Origin of the sequence: Mucilaginibacter sp. CSA2-8R, from assembly GCF_038806765.1 — a bacterium.
Taxonomy (GTDB): domain Bacteria; phylum Bacteroidota; class Bacteroidia; order Sphingobacteriales; family Sphingobacteriaceae; genus Mucilaginibacter.
Map to the genome: position 1 here is coordinate 3,265,704 of NZ_CP152389.1, position 15,235 is coordinate 3,280,938.

The 15,235-nt window shown below is 46.1% G+C and carries 12 protein-coding genes; 2 read left to right on the plus strand and 10 right to left on the minus strand.

Annotated elements, in window-relative coordinates; translation table 11 throughout:
• Positions 1–130: 130 nt before the first annotated feature.
• Complete coding sequence (locus AAGR14_RS13965) at positions 131–1,126, minus strand: AraC family transcriptional regulator (protein ID WP_342644840.1); 996 nt, start codon at positions 1,124–1,126, stop codon at positions 131–133.
• 81 nt (positions 1,127–1,207) lie between these two features.
• Between AAGR14_RS13965 and AAGR14_RS13970 the strand changes: the two genes are divergently transcribed.
• Positions 1,208–2,401: an NAD(P)/FAD-dependent oxidoreductase gene (locus tag AAGR14_RS13970; RefSeq protein WP_342644841.1), complete on the plus strand. Its 1,194-nt coding sequence runs from the start codon at positions 1,208–1,210 to the stop codon at positions 2,399–2,401.
• A gap of 170 nt (positions 2,402–2,571) precedes the next feature.
• Here AAGR14_RS13970 and AAGR14_RS13975 read toward each other — a convergent pair whose 3' ends face one another.
• From AAGR14_RS13975 to AAGR14_RS14000, 6 genes are all read right to left on the minus strand, one after another.
• Positions 2,572–3,297 carry a hypothetical protein gene (locus AAGR14_RS13975; protein ID WP_342644842.1) on the minus strand — a complete coding sequence of 242 codons (726 nt, stop codon included), beginning with the start codon at positions 3,295–3,297 and terminating at the stop codon, positions 2,572–2,574.
• A gap of 8 nt (positions 3,298–3,305) precedes the next feature.
• Positions 3,306–3,680 (minus strand): GntR family transcriptional regulator, encoded by a 375-nt coding sequence (locus AAGR14_RS13980; RefSeq protein WP_342644843.1) that lies wholly within the window; start codon positions 3,678–3,680, stop codon positions 3,306–3,308.
• Positions 3,681–3,686: 6 nt separating this feature from the next.
• The gene (locus AAGR14_RS13985) at positions 3,687–4,469 is read right to left on the minus strand and encodes a hypothetical protein (RefSeq protein WP_342644844.1); all 783 of its coding nucleotides are present in this window, start codon (positions 4,467–4,469) and stop codon (positions 3,687–3,689) included.
• A 10-nt stretch (positions 4,470–4,479) separates the two neighbouring features.
• Positions 4,480–5,304, minus strand: a complete 825-nt coding sequence (locus tag AAGR14_RS13990) for an ABC transporter ATP-binding protein (protein WP_342644845.1) — start codon at positions 5,302–5,304, stop codon at positions 4,480–4,482.
• 405 nt (positions 5,305–5,709) lie between these two features.
• A complete protein-coding gene (locus tag AAGR14_RS13995; protein ID WP_342644846.1) occupies positions 5,710–6,162 on the minus strand; it encodes a MarR family transcriptional regulator in 453 nt (150 codons plus the stop codon).
• Positions 6,163–6,324: 162 nt separating this feature from the next.
• On the minus strand, positions 6,325–6,696 hold the full coding sequence (locus AAGR14_RS14000) for a VOC family protein (protein WP_342644847.1): 372 nt from the start codon (positions 6,694–6,696) through the stop codon (positions 6,325–6,327).
• A gap of 346 nt (positions 6,697–7,042) precedes the next feature.
• Here AAGR14_RS14000 and htpG point away from each other — a divergent pair, with 346 nt between their 5' ends.
• Complete coding sequence (htpG, locus tag AAGR14_RS14005; RefSeq protein WP_342644848.1) at positions 7,043–8,926, plus strand: molecular chaperone HtpG; 1,884 nt, start codon at positions 7,043–7,045, stop codon at positions 8,924–8,926.
• 97 nt (positions 8,927–9,023) lie between these two features.
• Here htpG and AAGR14_RS14010 read toward each other — a convergent pair whose 3' ends face one another.
• The 3 genes from AAGR14_RS14010 to AAGR14_RS14020 are packed head-to-tail and all read right to left on the minus strand — an operon-like array spanning position 9,024 to position 15,208.
• Positions 9,024–10,826 carry a serine hydrolase gene (locus AAGR14_RS14010; protein WP_342644849.1) on the minus strand — a complete coding sequence of 601 codons (1,803 nt, stop codon included), beginning with the start codon at positions 10,824–10,826 and terminating at the stop codon, positions 9,024–9,026.
• Positions 10,827–10,881: 55 nt separating this feature from the next.
• Complete coding sequence (locus AAGR14_RS14015; RefSeq protein WP_342644850.1) at positions 10,882–12,186, minus strand: RagB/SusD family nutrient uptake outer membrane protein; 1,305 nt, start codon at positions 12,184–12,186, stop codon at positions 10,882–10,884.
• Between the two features lie 19 nt (positions 12,187–12,205).
• A complete protein-coding gene (locus AAGR14_RS14020) occupies positions 12,206–15,208 on the minus strand; it encodes a SusC/RagA family TonB-linked outer membrane protein (protein WP_342644851.1) in 3,003 nt (1,000 codons plus the stop codon).
• Positions 15,209–15,235: the final 27 nt, after the last annotated feature.

The window sequence follows — 15,235 nt, forward strand, 5'->3', positions numbered from 1 at the left end:
GGCAGGTTTGACATTGTATCCAAAAAAGAGAATTAATAAAGATGTAAATATATAAAATAATGCATGCGATGTATGTTGCACCGTATGCAAAAGAGCTATTTGGAGTACTATTAGGCCATTATTTGGCGGTTTACTGCAGGGAGTTAACATTGCCCGAAATGCTGTTAACGGTTACTGCATAACGCTTAGGTTTTATGCCCCAGTGCTGCTCAAAAACCCTGGCAAAGTGGCTCAGGTTGGTAAACCCTAACTGGTAGCCAACCGCGGCTACGGTTAAACGCCCGCTGCGCAGCAATTGTGCCGCTTGCTGCATACGCGCCCATTGGTAATACTCAAACACACCCCTGCCAAAAGTTTGCTTAAACAGTTTGCGCAATTTAGGTTCGCTCATGTGTGCCCTGAGTGCCAGGGTGGCAATCTGGGGCGGTATACCGGGGTTGGCTTGCAAATCTGCCTTAACTGCATAAATGGCTTTTATATCCGCTATATGCATGTTGCCTGCAGGTACGTAGTCGCGCTGCATTATTAAGCTAAAAATGTGATGCAGCAGTTCCTGGCATTTGAGTTTGTGATAGGTATTTTCAAGTGCTTCGGGCAGATGGTTTTGCAGCATGTCACCGGCACTGTTAATTATTGCAGTTGATATGCCGCTCTCGATCACAAAATTTTCGCCGGCCTGCAGCACCGCCTTTACAACCGGGTGTTGGATATGCCCAAACAACTGTTGCAGATATGGCATGGATACCGCAATGGTTATGCTGCCAAAAGCGGTATGCGAAGGCATAGCCATAACAGCTGATGCCGCATGGCGGCAAATGAGCAGGTTGGCTTGCTCGGGCACCAGTTTGCCGACCGGATCAGCAGGCGATGGTAAAACGCCGCTGAGCATAAAAATGATATCCTCCTGCACCTCGGCAAACTCGTTGGTGCGCTCTACAGTAATATCCTGGTGCAAATGATAGTTGCGAATCATCATCCTCAGTTCGCGCCCCCAGGCAAAACCGGTGAGGTAACCGGCGCCTTTGCTTTCGGGAATATAGATAAACCGGCCTTTTACGTGAGCGCCAATGGCTTTGGCAAAAGCGTACGCTATGCCGCTACCCGTATCTGTAACTGCAATTTTCATTCACGACTATTTTTTGATTAACAGCGGCTATTTTACATCTAAAAGTATGCAGAATTTTGCTGACACCAAATAGATAAGGTTATGATTACAAATAATTTGCTGACAGGTAAACAAGTGGCCATCATAGGCGGCGGTCCGGGTGGCTTGACCCTGGCCCGGCTATTACAGCAACAAGGCGTTAGCGTAAAGGTATATGAGCGCGATGCCGACCCATCTTACCGCCAGCAGGGATCCACGTTAGATCTGCATTACGAGTCGGGGTTAAAAGCCATACGGTTAGCCGGACTAATGGACCAGTTTAAGCAAAGCTACCGTCCAGGTGCCGAACGGATAACCTTGGTTGACAACAACGCCGTAATCAGATATACCGAACGTGACCAGCCACCCGGTACGGACCTTGAAAGCCCTGATGCACGACCGGAAATTGACCGCGGCCCGCTACGCGACCTGCTCATTGCATCGCTACAGGCAGACACCATTGTGTGGGGTGCGCAGTTTACCGGCCTAACCACCAATGGCCAAGGCTGGACCTTGCATTTTAAAAACGGCACCGATACTTATGCTGATCTGGTGGTGGCGGCCGATGGGGCCAACACCAAGGTACGCCCGTATGTAACCCCTATAACGCGCATTTACTCGGGCATTACTATTGTGGAAGGCAACATTTACAACGCAGCTGTAAATGCCCCACAATTATGGCAGCTTACTAATGGTGGTAAAATATTTGCCCACTGGGCCGGTAAAACTCTGGTGCTGAGTGCCAAAGCCGAAGGCTCGCTATCATTTTACACCATCACCCGCGAACCCGAAAGCTGGGCACAATCGCCGGGTATCAACTTTAATCATAAAGACGAAGTGTTTGCCTGGTTTAAAACCCGCTTTGCCGACTGGAGCGCTATCTGGCATGAGATTTTTGAAACCGATGATTCGTACTTTGTGCATCGCCCGCAATATTATTTTCCGCTAAACCAAGCCTGGCAAAGCCAAACCAACATTACTTTACTGGGCGATGCCGCGCACCAAACACCCCCATCCGGCGATGGCGTTAACCAGGCTATGTTAGATGCCGTGGAGTTATGTGATGCGCTGTGTTTGCAGTCACACCACAGCTTGCAACAAGCCATCGCTGCTTACGAGCACAGCATGCTTACGCGTACTGCGGCCGTTAACCAAGACGCGCTGCACATGGTGGATGCCATGCTGTCCGATGATAACTTACAGTTTATGCTCGATTTTTTTTGCCCTCCGCCTACTGAAGGTGGAGCTTTTGATTAGTTTGGTTGTATATGTACTGTATAAATAGTAAAAAGTTTAGTTGAGGCATACAATTAGCTTAGGTGGCACGGCCGGAGCCCCCCGGCAGTGCCACTTAAGCCAGTTAGTAAAACCTGCCTCCTCCTAAAATTTTAATAAGCCTGATAATTTCTCGATACATGGCTTTAATGTTAAGGCTGTACAAAAAGTTTAACAGGTGCAGCGTGCAGCATCAGCGATGCACTGTCTGAGATGTGGTTAATGCTTTTGGCTACGCTTTGGCCGTACAACGTTAACACACTTTTGCCTTTAACATTTAAATCAGCTAACCCTATTTTGTTATTATCGGTAATGGTTAGTAAGCCCCGGCCTGCTTTATCATCACCCAAAAGTGTATTTAACCGGTTAAGCTTATTGTTATCGAGCAAAATAAGGGTGCGAAAATTAGCCCTTACACCTAAATGAGGTTGCACAAATCCCGTAATTTTAGTGCGAATGTACGGGTCGTAATTATCAATAGCTTCCTGAGTACCTTTTACGGCCGGGCCACCGGCTACCACACTATCTATATCGGGGCAGGTAATAATGATAGAATTATCGTAATAATAGTCTCGCTTTGGCAACGTTGATTTCTTGATGCTTAGTGTACGGCCATCGCTGGTAATTTTAAGCATATCTTCTACGTCGGGCCGTACCCAAACCTGATACTTAGCATCATGTTTTATTTGTATTCCCATAAAATCTGCCGCCTGGTTATTTACTATTTTAAAGTTGCTAAGGTTGAGCTTATGCATGCCGTAATACGGACTTCTGAACTCGCCCTGGGTGTATACTTTTTTTAGTGCAAAGTTGTAGCCCACCAAACAGGCCAGGATGATGAGGCCTACAGCCAGTAAAAGTTTATTACTTGTTTTCATGATACAGGTTATTTAGGAAAGTTTTGATTGATAAATTGTTGATACTGCTGCTGTACCTCGTCGAGCGAAATATCGAGCAGGTATAAGCTCCTGAAAAAGTCGGGCAGTTCTTGCTGCATAAAGCGTTCCTTGCGCTGCACTTTAATTTTTTCAAGGGCATCGGCTGTTACAAATAGCCCTAAGCCGCGTTTATTAAATACAACGCCCTGATTTTGCAGGTACTCGTAGGTGCGCATTACGGTGTTGGGGTTTACCTGCAGCTCAACTGCCAAGTCGCGCACTGATGGTATTTTTTGCTCGGGCAACCATTTTCCCAGCGATATATGGTCGCTCACGTACGCTGCTATCTGCAGGTATATGGCTTCTCTGTCGTTAAAATTCATAGAGCTTTAAACCTCCTTTTCCTTAAGTTTAAAATAGGCCGTAGTCCACAACAAAATTGCTATTGCTACTAACACCACGGCTGTACTAATAGCGTAGCCCACGCCTGTTACACCAATGTTGTAGTAATGACCATGCTCTGTAAATGAGGTACCCAAAAACGGTATTGCTCCCCGTGCATCGGGCTTAATTAAACTACGGAGCATTATATTGTTAAGCACCGTTAACAAAAATGCACAGGCAAACACCACAAAACTGGTTTTTATAAAATGAAGCTTTTGGAAATAAACGGCACCCCAAAATGCAGCAGCGTGCAGCAATATGTACACAATAATGGCTACATAAATTTTCTGGTCAATAGCAAAAATGTTGATCATCTCGTTGTCGTCTTTTTGATAGGGCGCACCTATAGAAAACAAAAAACCATCAACCAAAAAGAATACACCTATAAACACCAGTTGATAAACGACAAAGGTGTAAATCCACGATACCAGGTACTTTTCAAAATGTGATACCGGCAGCGTTAACACGGGTATGGCCTGCTTTTTTTCGCTCAGGTAGGTAAAGCTTAAACTGGTAAAAATGGCACCGCATACTAAATAAAAGAAAACAAAAACGTTGGCTTGCGCTCTTAGGGACAAAGCGCCCTTGTTGATGTTCCAAAAAAAGCCCAGGCAAACCAGTAACAGCCCGGCTAGTACTGCTATAGACAGCAGGTAAGTTTTTAAATGCTCAACGGTGTGTTTTTGATATAACCGCGCAAAGCGGCCCGGTTCAAAAGTATTGTTCATAAGGTTCAGGTTATTTTAATAAGTTAATCAATTCTTGGTTATTGCTGATAATGGCATTAAAAAGCAACTCCATATCTACCTTGCTGTAAGTGCCGGTAGTATTGGGTACCATAGCGTTAAGTCCGGCCATGCCCTCTTCGGCATATAAATAATCGGTGCTGCCGGCAGGCAGGGTAACAAACGACACTCGGTCGGCAATCTCATCCAGCTCTTTAGCTACCACAATTTGCCGGTTATGCAGTACCAGTAAAGTATCAATCAAGTTATTTAAATCGCGCACTTGGTGGGTGGATATAATAAAGCAACGCTCATCGGTAAGGGCTGAGGCCATAATTTTACGAAACTGGGTTTTAGACGGAATATCCAGTCCGTTGGTAGGCTCATCCATAATAAGCAGCGAGGTGTTGGTGGCCAGCCCAAATGCTATCATCACTTTTTTTTGCTGACCGTAAGATAGCCGGGTGAGCACCTCGTTGGGTTGCACATCAAACTCGGCCAGCATGGCGTTAAATTGTTCGGTATCAAACCTGGGATAAAAATGGGCGGTAGCCTTTAAAAACTGGACAGTTGTAACTGCAGGCAAATAAACTTCTTCAGGCACAAAAAACAATTCCTGCAAAAAGGCAGGCTGCCGCTTGCCGGCTACCCAACCGTTTACCGTGCAGCTCCCCTCCTGCGGAAATACCAAACCGGCAATGTTTTTTAACAGGGTTGATTTTCCGGCCCCGTTTTTACCCAGCAAGCCATAAATATGGCCTGGCAGTAGGTTTAGGTTCAGGTTTTCGAAAAGCACTTGCTTGCCGTAACCAAAAGACAATTGTGATATGCTAACCATTATAGTGTATTAGTTATATAGTACACTACAAATGTAAACAGCAAAATGTTATTTCCAAATATTATATTTTATTTTTTTGAGAGTTGATTATCGAACAATGATACTTGCGCAATTACTTATTAATCAGCACTTGATCCATTTTCAACTGCGGTAATCTTTGTTAGCATTCATATTTGCTAAGTGATGTAGAATTTCTGATGTGTGCAGCAAGCGTTTAAATGATGAATTATTAACACAGGAGTTTTTTGTTGCATTATATTCCGGCAGATCAGCGAATAACGGCAATGCCTTCAAATAAAAAATCCTCCCTTAAGGGGAGGATTTCGGTGATATTTCTTTCTGAAAAATCTTACGCATAATTGCTTAGTGCAACGGGCTGCACACCAGCCCAAATTTTTTGTGCAGCTATTTAATCAGCCTCAATAGTAAATTATCAAATACCGGTTTGTCCTGAACCACATTTTTAAAAAAGTCATCATCTACCTTATTAACTATTACATAGGCGTCCCGCAGCAAATCTGTGCCTTTACTGGTAATTTTTAATTGCTTGGCACGGCTATCGTCCGGATCTTTAACCCGCTCCAACAGCTGCTTTTTTTCTAAAACCATCAACACTTTCGAGGTCATCATTTTGTCGGTATTAGCATAATCTGCCAGTTGCTGTTGGGTAACCGCTTGCTGTTTTTGATTTAACCAGTACAAGCCTGCCATTAAAGAAAACTGCGTTAGGGTGAGCCCAAATTTGCCTAAGGCGCGGTTCATGCTCAACTGCCATTGCATGGTTACCTGCCAAAGCAGGTATCCGCTATTTTCTTCAGGCTGGGTATAAGTAAATACCGGACGTTGATTATCCATCATTTTTATATGCTTGATGATTTGTGAGTATTTAAGTTCTTAAAAACAATTTACAAAATAAAAGCACCGCGGTCATTTCCGTTGTTAATCGCTGTATCACTTGCTGTTGTTTACTATACTTGCGGTAAAACAGTAAGGGCAGCCAAAATGGCTAACTCACTTTTGTTAATCTTCTTTGGTTTCCTGCAAAGTTATAGCGTAGCCATCAGGATCTGCAATAACCAAAATTCTGCCAAACGGTGTTGGGTGAATATCTTTTACTATGGATATCTTTTCGCGGTTTTTTGTTAAAAAGCTGTCCAGATTACCCACACTAAACCAAACGGCTACGCCCCACCCCAGCAAATTAGCTTTGGTAAGCTCAATCATCGGTTTACGGATGGCGAAAGCCGCCCCATTCTTTTGCTCAAAAACAATGGCGTCGGGTGGCGTTTTCGGCACCGGTTTAAAGTCTAAAATTTCTGTATAAAATTTTCCGGATGCTTCGAGATTACTAACCTGAAGCGAAACAAAGCTGAGTTGTGTTGGATTTGACATTTAATTTTGTAAATAGTAGTTACGACTACTAAATTAGATATAGTTTACACATTGTGTAATTATTTCTTGCTTTTTTTTTGCGCCTGTCAAAAGGTTACCTCTCAGTGTATACAATCAACTCAAAAGAAATGGAGTAATAATGTAAATTGATAGCTCCATCTTTTATTGCAGTAGTATTTGCTCGTTTTTAAGCTTACAGATGCAGCTAATTGTTTCAACTCCTCCTTTTGGGGGCTGGGAGGCTCGGCCTTAGGCGGCCTGACAATTTGACAACCAACCACCCATTGGTACAGGCATTGATACAAAGCGGGAGTAAAAAGACTATCACATCTAAAAAAATAAGCATATGCAAGAAAAAGGCACGATTTCGATTCACACCGAAAACATTTTTCCGATTATTAAGAAATTCCTTTACTCTGATAACGAGATATTTTTACGCGAGCTGGTTTCGAACGCCGTAGATGCTACTCAAAAAATTAAACGTTTATCATCACTTGGCCAGTACAACGGCGAGTTGGGCCAGTTGCAGGTTGAGGTAGCGTTTGATGAGGCTGCCAAAACCATCACGATATCAGATAATGGTTTGGGTATGACGGCTGATGAAATAAAAAAATACATCAACCAGATTGCTTTCTCGGGTGCTACCGAGTTTATGGAGAAATTTAAAGAGGCTAAAGATGCGAACGAGATCATTGGCCGCTTTGGTTTAGGTTTTTACTCGGCCTTTATGGTGGCCGATAAGGTAGAAATCCAAACCCTGTCTTACCAGGATGGTGCCGAGCCGGCCCGCTGGATTTGCGATGGCAGCACCGAGTTTGAAATTACCGAAGGCAGCCGCACTACCCGCGGTACTGATGTAATTTTACATGTTAATAAAGAGTCGGAAGAGTTTGTAAACAAGGCTAAGCTGCAGGAGATCCTTGATAAATACGCTAAGTTTTTACCGGTACCTATTAAATTTGGCACCAAAACAGAGCAGGAACCTGATGGCGAAGACGAAGAAGGTAAACCTAAATATACCAGCGTTGAAAGTGATAACATCATCAACGAAACCAACCCCATCTGGACCAAGGCCCCTTCTGAATTAAAAGACGAGGATTACCTGGCCTTTTACAAAGAACTTTATCCGTTCTCGGAAGACCCACTGTTCTGGATTCACCTGAATGTAGATTATCCGTTTAACCTGACTGGTGTATTGTACTTCCCTAAGGTTAAAAACGACTTCGAGTTTCAGCGAAATAAAATTAAATTGTTCTCGCGCCAGGTGTTTATTACCGACGAGGTAAAAGATATTGTTCCGGAATTTTTAATGCTGCTGCATGGGGTGATTGACTCACCTGATATTCCGCTGAACGTATCGCGCAGCTTTTTACAGGCCGACAGCAACGTTAAAAAAATCAACACCTATATTACCAAAAAGGTGGCTGATAAACTTAGCGAACTGTTTAAAGCCGACCGCAAGGCTTACGAAGAAAAATGGAGCGACATTGGCCTGTTTGTAAAATATGGCTACATCAGCGATGACAAGTTTCAGGACAAAGCCAAGGACTTTGTGTTGTTAAGCAACACCAACAAAGAAAACTTTACCCTGAACGAGTATAAAGAGAAAGTTGCCCCGGTACAAACCGACAAAGACGGACAACTGGTATACCTGTACACCAACGAGCCTTTAAAACAAGACTCGTTTATCCAGTCGGCCACTAAAAAAGGTTATGATGTGCTGGTGATGAACTCACCTATAGATAACCACTTTGTGGGTCAGTTAGAGCAAAAACTGGAGAAAACATCGTTAAAACGTGTTGACGCCGACGTTGCCGACAAACTGATTAAGAAAGACGACGCCCCAGCCACCGTATTAACCGCCGACCAGGAAACCCAGGTGAAAAACATTTTTGAAAAAGCCATCACCAAACCGGGCTTTAAGGTAGAGCTGGAAAGCTTAAACCCTGACGAGTTACCGGTAACTGTAACCATGGATGAGTTTATGCGCCGCATGAAAGACATGGCCCAAATGGGTGGCGGCATGGGCTTTTACGGTAACCTGCCCGACAACTATAAAGTAGTAGTAAACGGCAACCACAAATTGGTGAGCCGCATTTTAGAAAGCGATGACGAAGCTACACAAGGTCAGTTAGCTAAACAAGCTTTTGATTTAGCACTACTTTCGCAAGGCTTGCTTACCGGCAGCGAACTTACCGAGTTTGTTAACCGCAGCGTAAACCTGATATAACGATTAGCATTCTTTAAGTTGTTTTAAAGCACGTCACTGCCCAATTTGGAGCAGCGACGTGCTTTTTTTTATGCCGATAGGTTGAGGGCCTTCGGCATCAATTCTTCCTATCAGCGGTTATGGCATCATAAATAGCATTAAGCACCATAGGCCGGATGTTTACTTTGGCAGGGCCATAGGTTTTGCCATCATCCGGGTAAACACGGTTGGTAAGGCAGATGTAAACCAGGTTGTAGGCCGGGTCAACCCATACATAAGTGCCGGTATAACCGCTGTGGCCAAAGGCCAGTTCAGAGCGTTTATCTGCGGCCGACGTTTTTTGAGCACGGTCGAACCCTAAACCACGCCATGAGGTTTTAGACTGCCGCGAGGTGAACAATTTTACGGTGGTGCTGTCAAAGTATTGCTTGCCGCCATAAGTACCATTATTAAGCAGCATCTGGTAGTAAATGGCCAAATCGTTAGCATTGGCAAATAAACCGGCATGGCCCTCTACCCCACCGGCCATGGCAGCGCCCGGGTCGTTCACATAGCCTTGTACCAGCATATTGCGCATCCAGTTATCGTTTTCGGTAGTAGGCACAATACGGTTGCGGTTAAAGCGGTTGCGCGGCAGGTAGCCGGTGGCCTGCATGCCCAAGGGTAGGTACAGGTTGTTCAGCACATATTCGTTTAGTTTTTGATGACTAATGGTTTCAAAAACTTCTTTCATCATATACATACTGATGTCGCTGTACACATATTTACCGCGGGTGTTACCGCTGGAGGCCAGCGTTACCGGCCACATCACCTCGTTAAAATAATTGGCCCGCAGGTAGTAATGGTCGGCTACCTTGGTAGGATAAGCGGCCGACGAATCGGTGCTCATGTCTGACGGCTTTAATTTTTCGTAAAACTTGATATAAGGTGTGAAACCGGCTTCGTGCAACAACGCTTCGCGGATGGTAACATCGCGCTTATCGGGTATAGTGCGCAGGCGCGCCACATACCGGCTAATGGGCGAATCCAACCCTAACAACCGCTGCTCGTACAGGTGCATGATGGACGGTGTAGTAGCCGTAACCTTGGTAATGGATGCCATATCAAAAATATCGGTGAGTTGTGTTGCCTGGTTGCCGTTATAGGTATGTTTACCATAAGCTTTGCTAAAAATAACCTCCCCGTCTTTAGCCACCAGTATCACCACTGCCGGTGCCGAGTGCGTAGCAATACCTGCGGCTACAATAGAGTCCACCTTTTTAAACCGGTCGGTGTTTACGCCGGTAGCCTCGGGTAAAGTATAACCTAAGCGGGTTTTGGTTATAGTAGTACCGATGCCCTTGGTATAGCTCGTGCTAAAGTTATCAGTGAGCTTGCCAGACACCGTAGCGCCGCCAAAAACAGCCTGTGCTGCTAAAGAGGCACCTTCAGGCGTATCGCCCGGGTACCAAAGTACCGGCGACCTGATGCCATCCAGGTATTTTAAATTTTTGCCCGATCCCGACAGCACTACCACAACACGGGTAATGCGCTCCATGTCTTTTACAAAACTCACGAGCGGCTCACCAAACGTGGTGTTTTCTGATAAGGTAATCATCACCAGGTTATAAAGCTTCAATTTGTCATGCAGGTTATTGAAAGCTGTGGCCGTACTTACCTTATCAGCATTAAATGCCGTTACTTTCCAGTATTTATTGGCCAGACTATCGAACATTGCCCGATTCGGAAAATCGATATGTACACTGGCAATGTTTAAATCGTTTAGCGTAATTAACGGCAACACTGCTTCTGCATTGTTAAGCACTACCAGCGTTTTTTGTGCTTCTTTAATATTGTTTAACTGCTTTAGGTTAAGCGCATGGTTTTGCGCATGGGCGAAGCCGGTAAACAGGCAAAGTATTATCAGAAAAAATCTTTTCATTATCATAAAATTAAAAGGAGAAGAGTATAAACCCTTCTCCTTTATCTCGTCTTTTTTATATCGCCGGATCTGAAGGAGTGTTTGGATTATTCAAACGTTCCTGATCGGGATAAGGGTAAAAGATGCGGTTGCGTTCGCTTAGGTCAGTTGGCGGTGCCGGGCGGTTAAAGCGGCGGGTATCTTCCCACTTTAAGCCACTCAGGTACAGCTCGGTGCAACGCTGTTTGTAAACCTCCAGCAATAAATCGGCGTTGGTTACCGGTCCGCTATAGGCTGGCAAGCCTGCATTTACGCCAAACAGATCGCCGGTGGTTTGGGTGCGCACAGCATTTATCTGTGCCAGCGCATCGGTCAACGAACCATTTAAACGCAGTATAGCCTCGGCTTTAATCAGCTTAATCTCGTCGGTCAGGTACACCGGGATGGCACTGGTTTGAGTAGCGGCAAAGCCGGTAAGGCCCACCGTAACCTCGCCGCCAATGGTGGTTTTAATACCGTTAAAATAAAAATTATAGCGCTGGTCGCCAGTATAATATAAGCTGGCAGGCAAACCAAAATTGTCGCGCGGTACGTAAGATTTGGTTACGTTAAACAGCGTATACAGCGGGTTAGGGCTTTGCGTAGTGTAGGTAAACCTTGATGTTTTAGTAAGATCAACCAGGTTGGCGTTATCCAGCGCTTTTTGATAGTTACCGGCCATTAAGTTGATACGGGCTTCCATGGCATATAAACTGTTCACCAGGTCAAAATCGGGCCCGGCAATGGCAGAACCAAATGTAGCATTGGGCGCATTGGCCTTTACCGCAGCCACGCCTAAATCGAGCAGGCGGATGGCCTCGGCAAAAACCTGGGCCCGCGGGGTAAAGCTTACCGGTGCAGCGGTGCTGGTGCTTAGGTTAGCCTGTTGAAAAGCCATCGCTAACTCGGCCAGTGCCATGGCTTTAAACAAGTAGGCTTGCCCCATGATGCCGCTTAACAGCGCCGGTTCTATCGAGCTGATTTGCGGGGCGTTGGCAATTACGTTTTCGCACATGGTCATTTCGCGCTGCATGGCCGACCAGTAATTGAGCACACCTGCATTGGCCGTTGGCAGGGCCGTACCGCCGGCTTCCAGTTCTAACACAGTGGTAAAGGTGGCAAAGCCCTTCATTTCGCGGGTGGTAGCACTCGGAGCTAAAATTACGGCGCTCAGGCCGCTGGTAGAGTAGTATTGGCGCAAACCAATGCTCAGGGCAACAATACCGTCGCGGCTGTTAAGCACCTGCTCGCTGGCGGCCGCGTTGGGGTTAACCTGGTCCAGCTTACACGATGATGCCAGCGCCAGCATCACCACGGATAAAATCTTATATCTTGTTTTCATAAACGTCATTTAAATGGATTTAAAAAGTGTAGTTAAGGCCCAGGGCAATAGTTCTGGGGATGGGTACCTCCACAAAGTCGAAACCACGCACGGCACCGCTTTGGCCCGCTGCATTGGTTTCAGGATCCCAGCCGCTGTACTTATCAATCGAAAGTAAGTTACGCCCGGCCAGGGTTACGCGCAAAGGTTTGTCCTTTAAAAACTTTAAATGCAAGGTATATGAGGCCGACACCTCGCGCAGCTTAAGGTAAGAGCCATCCTCAATCCAGTTTTCCATAATGCTGAACAGCGCTGCCGATGTACCTTTAGGCACCTCGCCTTTCAATTCCGGAATGTACCCGGCTAAACCGCCGTACAAATCGCGGTCGCCCACACGTTTGGTGAAGTTAAACACCTCACCGCCGTATGAGGCATCCCACTGCATCCGGAACGAAAGGTTTTTACCTACGTTAAACTCATTGATGAATGAGCCTGTCCACTGCGGATTAGGATCGCCGATTACGCGGTTTACAATAGTACCCGATGGCTGACCTGCAGCGTTGCGGCCTGTCATTTCGCGTTGCGGAAAACCGGTTGGCGTTAACAGCAATGAGCCATCAGCGTTGCGGGCAAATGCTGTGGCATAAAACACACCTAACGGATAGCCCTCAACAGCGGCCACCTGGCCAAAACCACCCGGGAAGGTGAGCAAACCACCCGGAATGTTGAACACTTTATTTTTGTTTTTATTAAAGATGACGGTGGTGCTCCACTTAAAGTTTTCGTGCTGTACCGGGATGCCGCGTACCAGTAACTCGATACCTTTATTGGTCATGTTACCGATATTCTGGAACTGGGTACTGTAACCGGTAGACGGGCGCAGGTTAACCCCCAACAGCAGGTCTTTTACCGATTTGTTGTAGTAAGAAAACTCGAAACCTAAACGGTCGTTCAGGAAACTGGCATCCATACCAATTTCTTTTTCGGTTTGCCGTTCGGGCTTCACGGTAGCGTTACCCAGTAAAGAAGACGGCGATACGCCCGGTAAGCCTGACAACGATACCGGATTATAGTTGGTAAAGCGGTCGTAAGCGCCGATGGCGGTTAAGTTACCCGACTGCCCGTAAGAGGCACGTACCTTTAAAGTTGGAATGACTGAGCCGAGAGATGAATTTTTCCAGAATTTTTCTTCCGACAAAATATAAGTACCGCTCAGTTTAGGATAATACTGCCAGCGGTTTTCTTTACCGAAGGATGAGGCAACGTCGTTACGCAAAGCGCCGGTTACATACAATTTGTTGGCATAGCCAATGGTTTCCTGTGCGTAAAAACCTAAAATATTTAAAGTAGAGCGGTTATCGGTTACGGCTAAACCTGCACCGCCCGAGGCTACTTGGCTAACCGGGCTTAGCTGCGTGCCTGTAATACCCGATAAGCTTACACGCTCGGTTTGGGCCGTGGCACCGGCAGCAGTGGTAAAATCAAAGTCGCCCAGTTTGGCTTTGTAGCTTATGTTTAAATCATTGTTCATCAGCAGGGCAATGCGGTCGGCGCGGCGGGCGTAGCCGGTGCTGTATGATGGCGAAGTGTTGCCTACCGGAATAAAGCCGGTAGCCAGTTGGGTAGAGTTATCATAACCTAAGGTGTAATTAATAGTCAGGTTTTTAACTGGGGTCATGTTCACCTGTAAATCACCAATCAGGCGGCTGGTTTTCTGGTTAAAATCAAAGCGGTTAATAGCTTCGAGCGGGTTGGTACGCAGCAAACCGGCCGGCGACAACGACGAGTAGATGCCCGTAGTTGGATTTGGAGCAGGGTTTACATAGTTGTTGGCAAAAATAAACCCGGTAAGCGCACCGTAGGCCTCGTTAATACCGCCGTTAGGTATCTCTTTGCTGCCGCTGAGCGAATAGTTTAAACCTAACGATACTTTGAGCCAGTTGTTAAAACGCTGGTCTACCCGCACACGGGCCGTAGCACGCTGAAAGTTGGTGTTATCAATAATACCCTGGTTGCCCAAATAGCTGCCGCTCATGTAATAAGTAGTATTATCAGACCCGCCCGAAACCGATACGTTGCTCTCGTTACCCCAGGCATCTCTAAAAATTTCTTTTTGTAAATCGTAACGGTCTACCGGTACCTGGGTAAGGTCGGTTGCGGTGGTATTGGTAAAGCGGAAAGGATAATCGTTATACGCCAGTTTTTTACGCAGGGTGTTAGATCTGAACTGGGTAGAAACCGCCACTACCGGCTTGCCCGATTTACCGCGTTTGGTAAAAATCTGCACCACACCGTTGCTGGCTCTCGAGCCGTAAATAGCAGCACCGGCCGCTCCTTTAATAATCTCGATGCGGTCAATATCAGCAGGGTTAATGTCTACCAAACGGTTTTGCGAGTAACCGCCCAAATCAACCAGTTCGGTCGAGCTGTTGTTGACGATGACACCATCCACAATGTACAAGGGGTCGCTCGAACCGGCAATGGTGCTGTTACCGCGCAAACGAACGCTGATACCACCGGCCGGGTTGCCCGAGTTTTGCGAAATCTGCGCACCGGCCACCTTACCGGCCAGGGCCTGGTCGATAGAGGTAGCTACGCTGTTTTCTAAATCCCTGGATGATACGGTAGAAATGGCGTTGCCCAATTGCTTTTTGCTGGTGGCCGCACCGGTACCGGTTACTACTACCTCGTTCAGGTTCAGGGCATCTTCAGACATATCTACATCTACCGTAACCGGGCTTTGGTTTAACGTAACCGCACGGTTTACGGTACGGTAGCCGGTATAAGTAATAGCCAAGGTGTAATTACCGTTGGGTACCGTGGCGTTTAAGGTGTAGTTACCATTAATATCGGTAGCTGTACCAACGTTGGTACCCGCCAGTCGGATAACTGCACCAATAACCGGCTCCTTGTTACGGGCATCCCTGATGACCCCTTTAACAGTTTGCCGGTTTTGCGCCAGGGCAAACTGTGCCGTACACAGCATCAGGAGCAGTGCAGGGAGTACTCTTGCTGTCTTTAAACACTGTAAAAGTTGTTTCATATATGATTAATTAAGTAAATAATGTAT

Excerpts from the sequence above, each read along its gene's own strand:
- AAGR14_RS13965 (WP_342644840.1), bottom strand. The coding sequence starts at position 1,126 with ATGAAAATTGCAGTTACAGATACGGGTAGCGGCATAGCGTACGCTTTT.
- AAGR14_RS13970 (WP_342644841.1), top strand. The coding sequence starts at position 1,208 with ATGATTACAAATAATTTGCTGACAGGTAAACAAGTGGCCATCATAGGC.
- AAGR14_RS13975 (WP_342644842.1), bottom strand. The coding sequence starts at position 3,297 with ATGAAAACAAGTAATAAACTTTTACTGGCTGTAGGCCTCATCATCCTG.
- AAGR14_RS13980 (WP_342644843.1), bottom strand. The coding sequence starts at position 3,680 with ATGAATTTTAACGACAGAGAAGCCATATACCTGCAGATAGCAGCGTAC.
- AAGR14_RS13985 (WP_342644844.1), bottom strand. The coding sequence starts at position 4,469 with ATGAACAATACTTTTGAACCGGGCCGCTTTGCGCGGTTATATCAAAAA.
- AAGR14_RS13990 (WP_342644845.1), bottom strand. The coding sequence starts at position 5,304 with ATGGTTAGCATATCACAATTGTCTTTTGGTTACGGCAAGCAAGTGCTT.
- AAGR14_RS13995 (WP_342644846.1), bottom strand. The coding sequence starts at position 6,162 with ATGATGGATAATCAACGTCCGGTATTTACTTATACCCAGCCTGAAGAA.
- AAGR14_RS14000 (WP_342644847.1), bottom strand. The coding sequence starts at position 6,696 with ATGTCAAATCCAACACAACTCAGCTTTGTTTCGCTTCAGGTTAGTAAT.
- htpG (WP_342644848.1), top strand. The coding sequence starts at position 7,043 with ATGCAAGAAAAAGGCACGATTTCGATTCACACCGAAAACATTTTTCCG.
- AAGR14_RS14010 (WP_342644849.1), bottom strand. The coding sequence starts at position 10,826 with ATGAAAAGATTTTTTCTGATAATACTTTGCCTGTTTACCGGCTTCGCC.
- AAGR14_RS14015 (WP_342644850.1), bottom strand. The coding sequence starts at position 12,186 with ATGAAAACAAGATATAAGATTTTATCCGTGGTGATGCTGGCGCTGGCA.
- AAGR14_RS14020 (WP_342644851.1), bottom strand. The coding sequence starts at position 15,208 with ATGAAACAACTTTTACAGTGTTTAAAGACAGCAAGAGTACTCCCTGCA.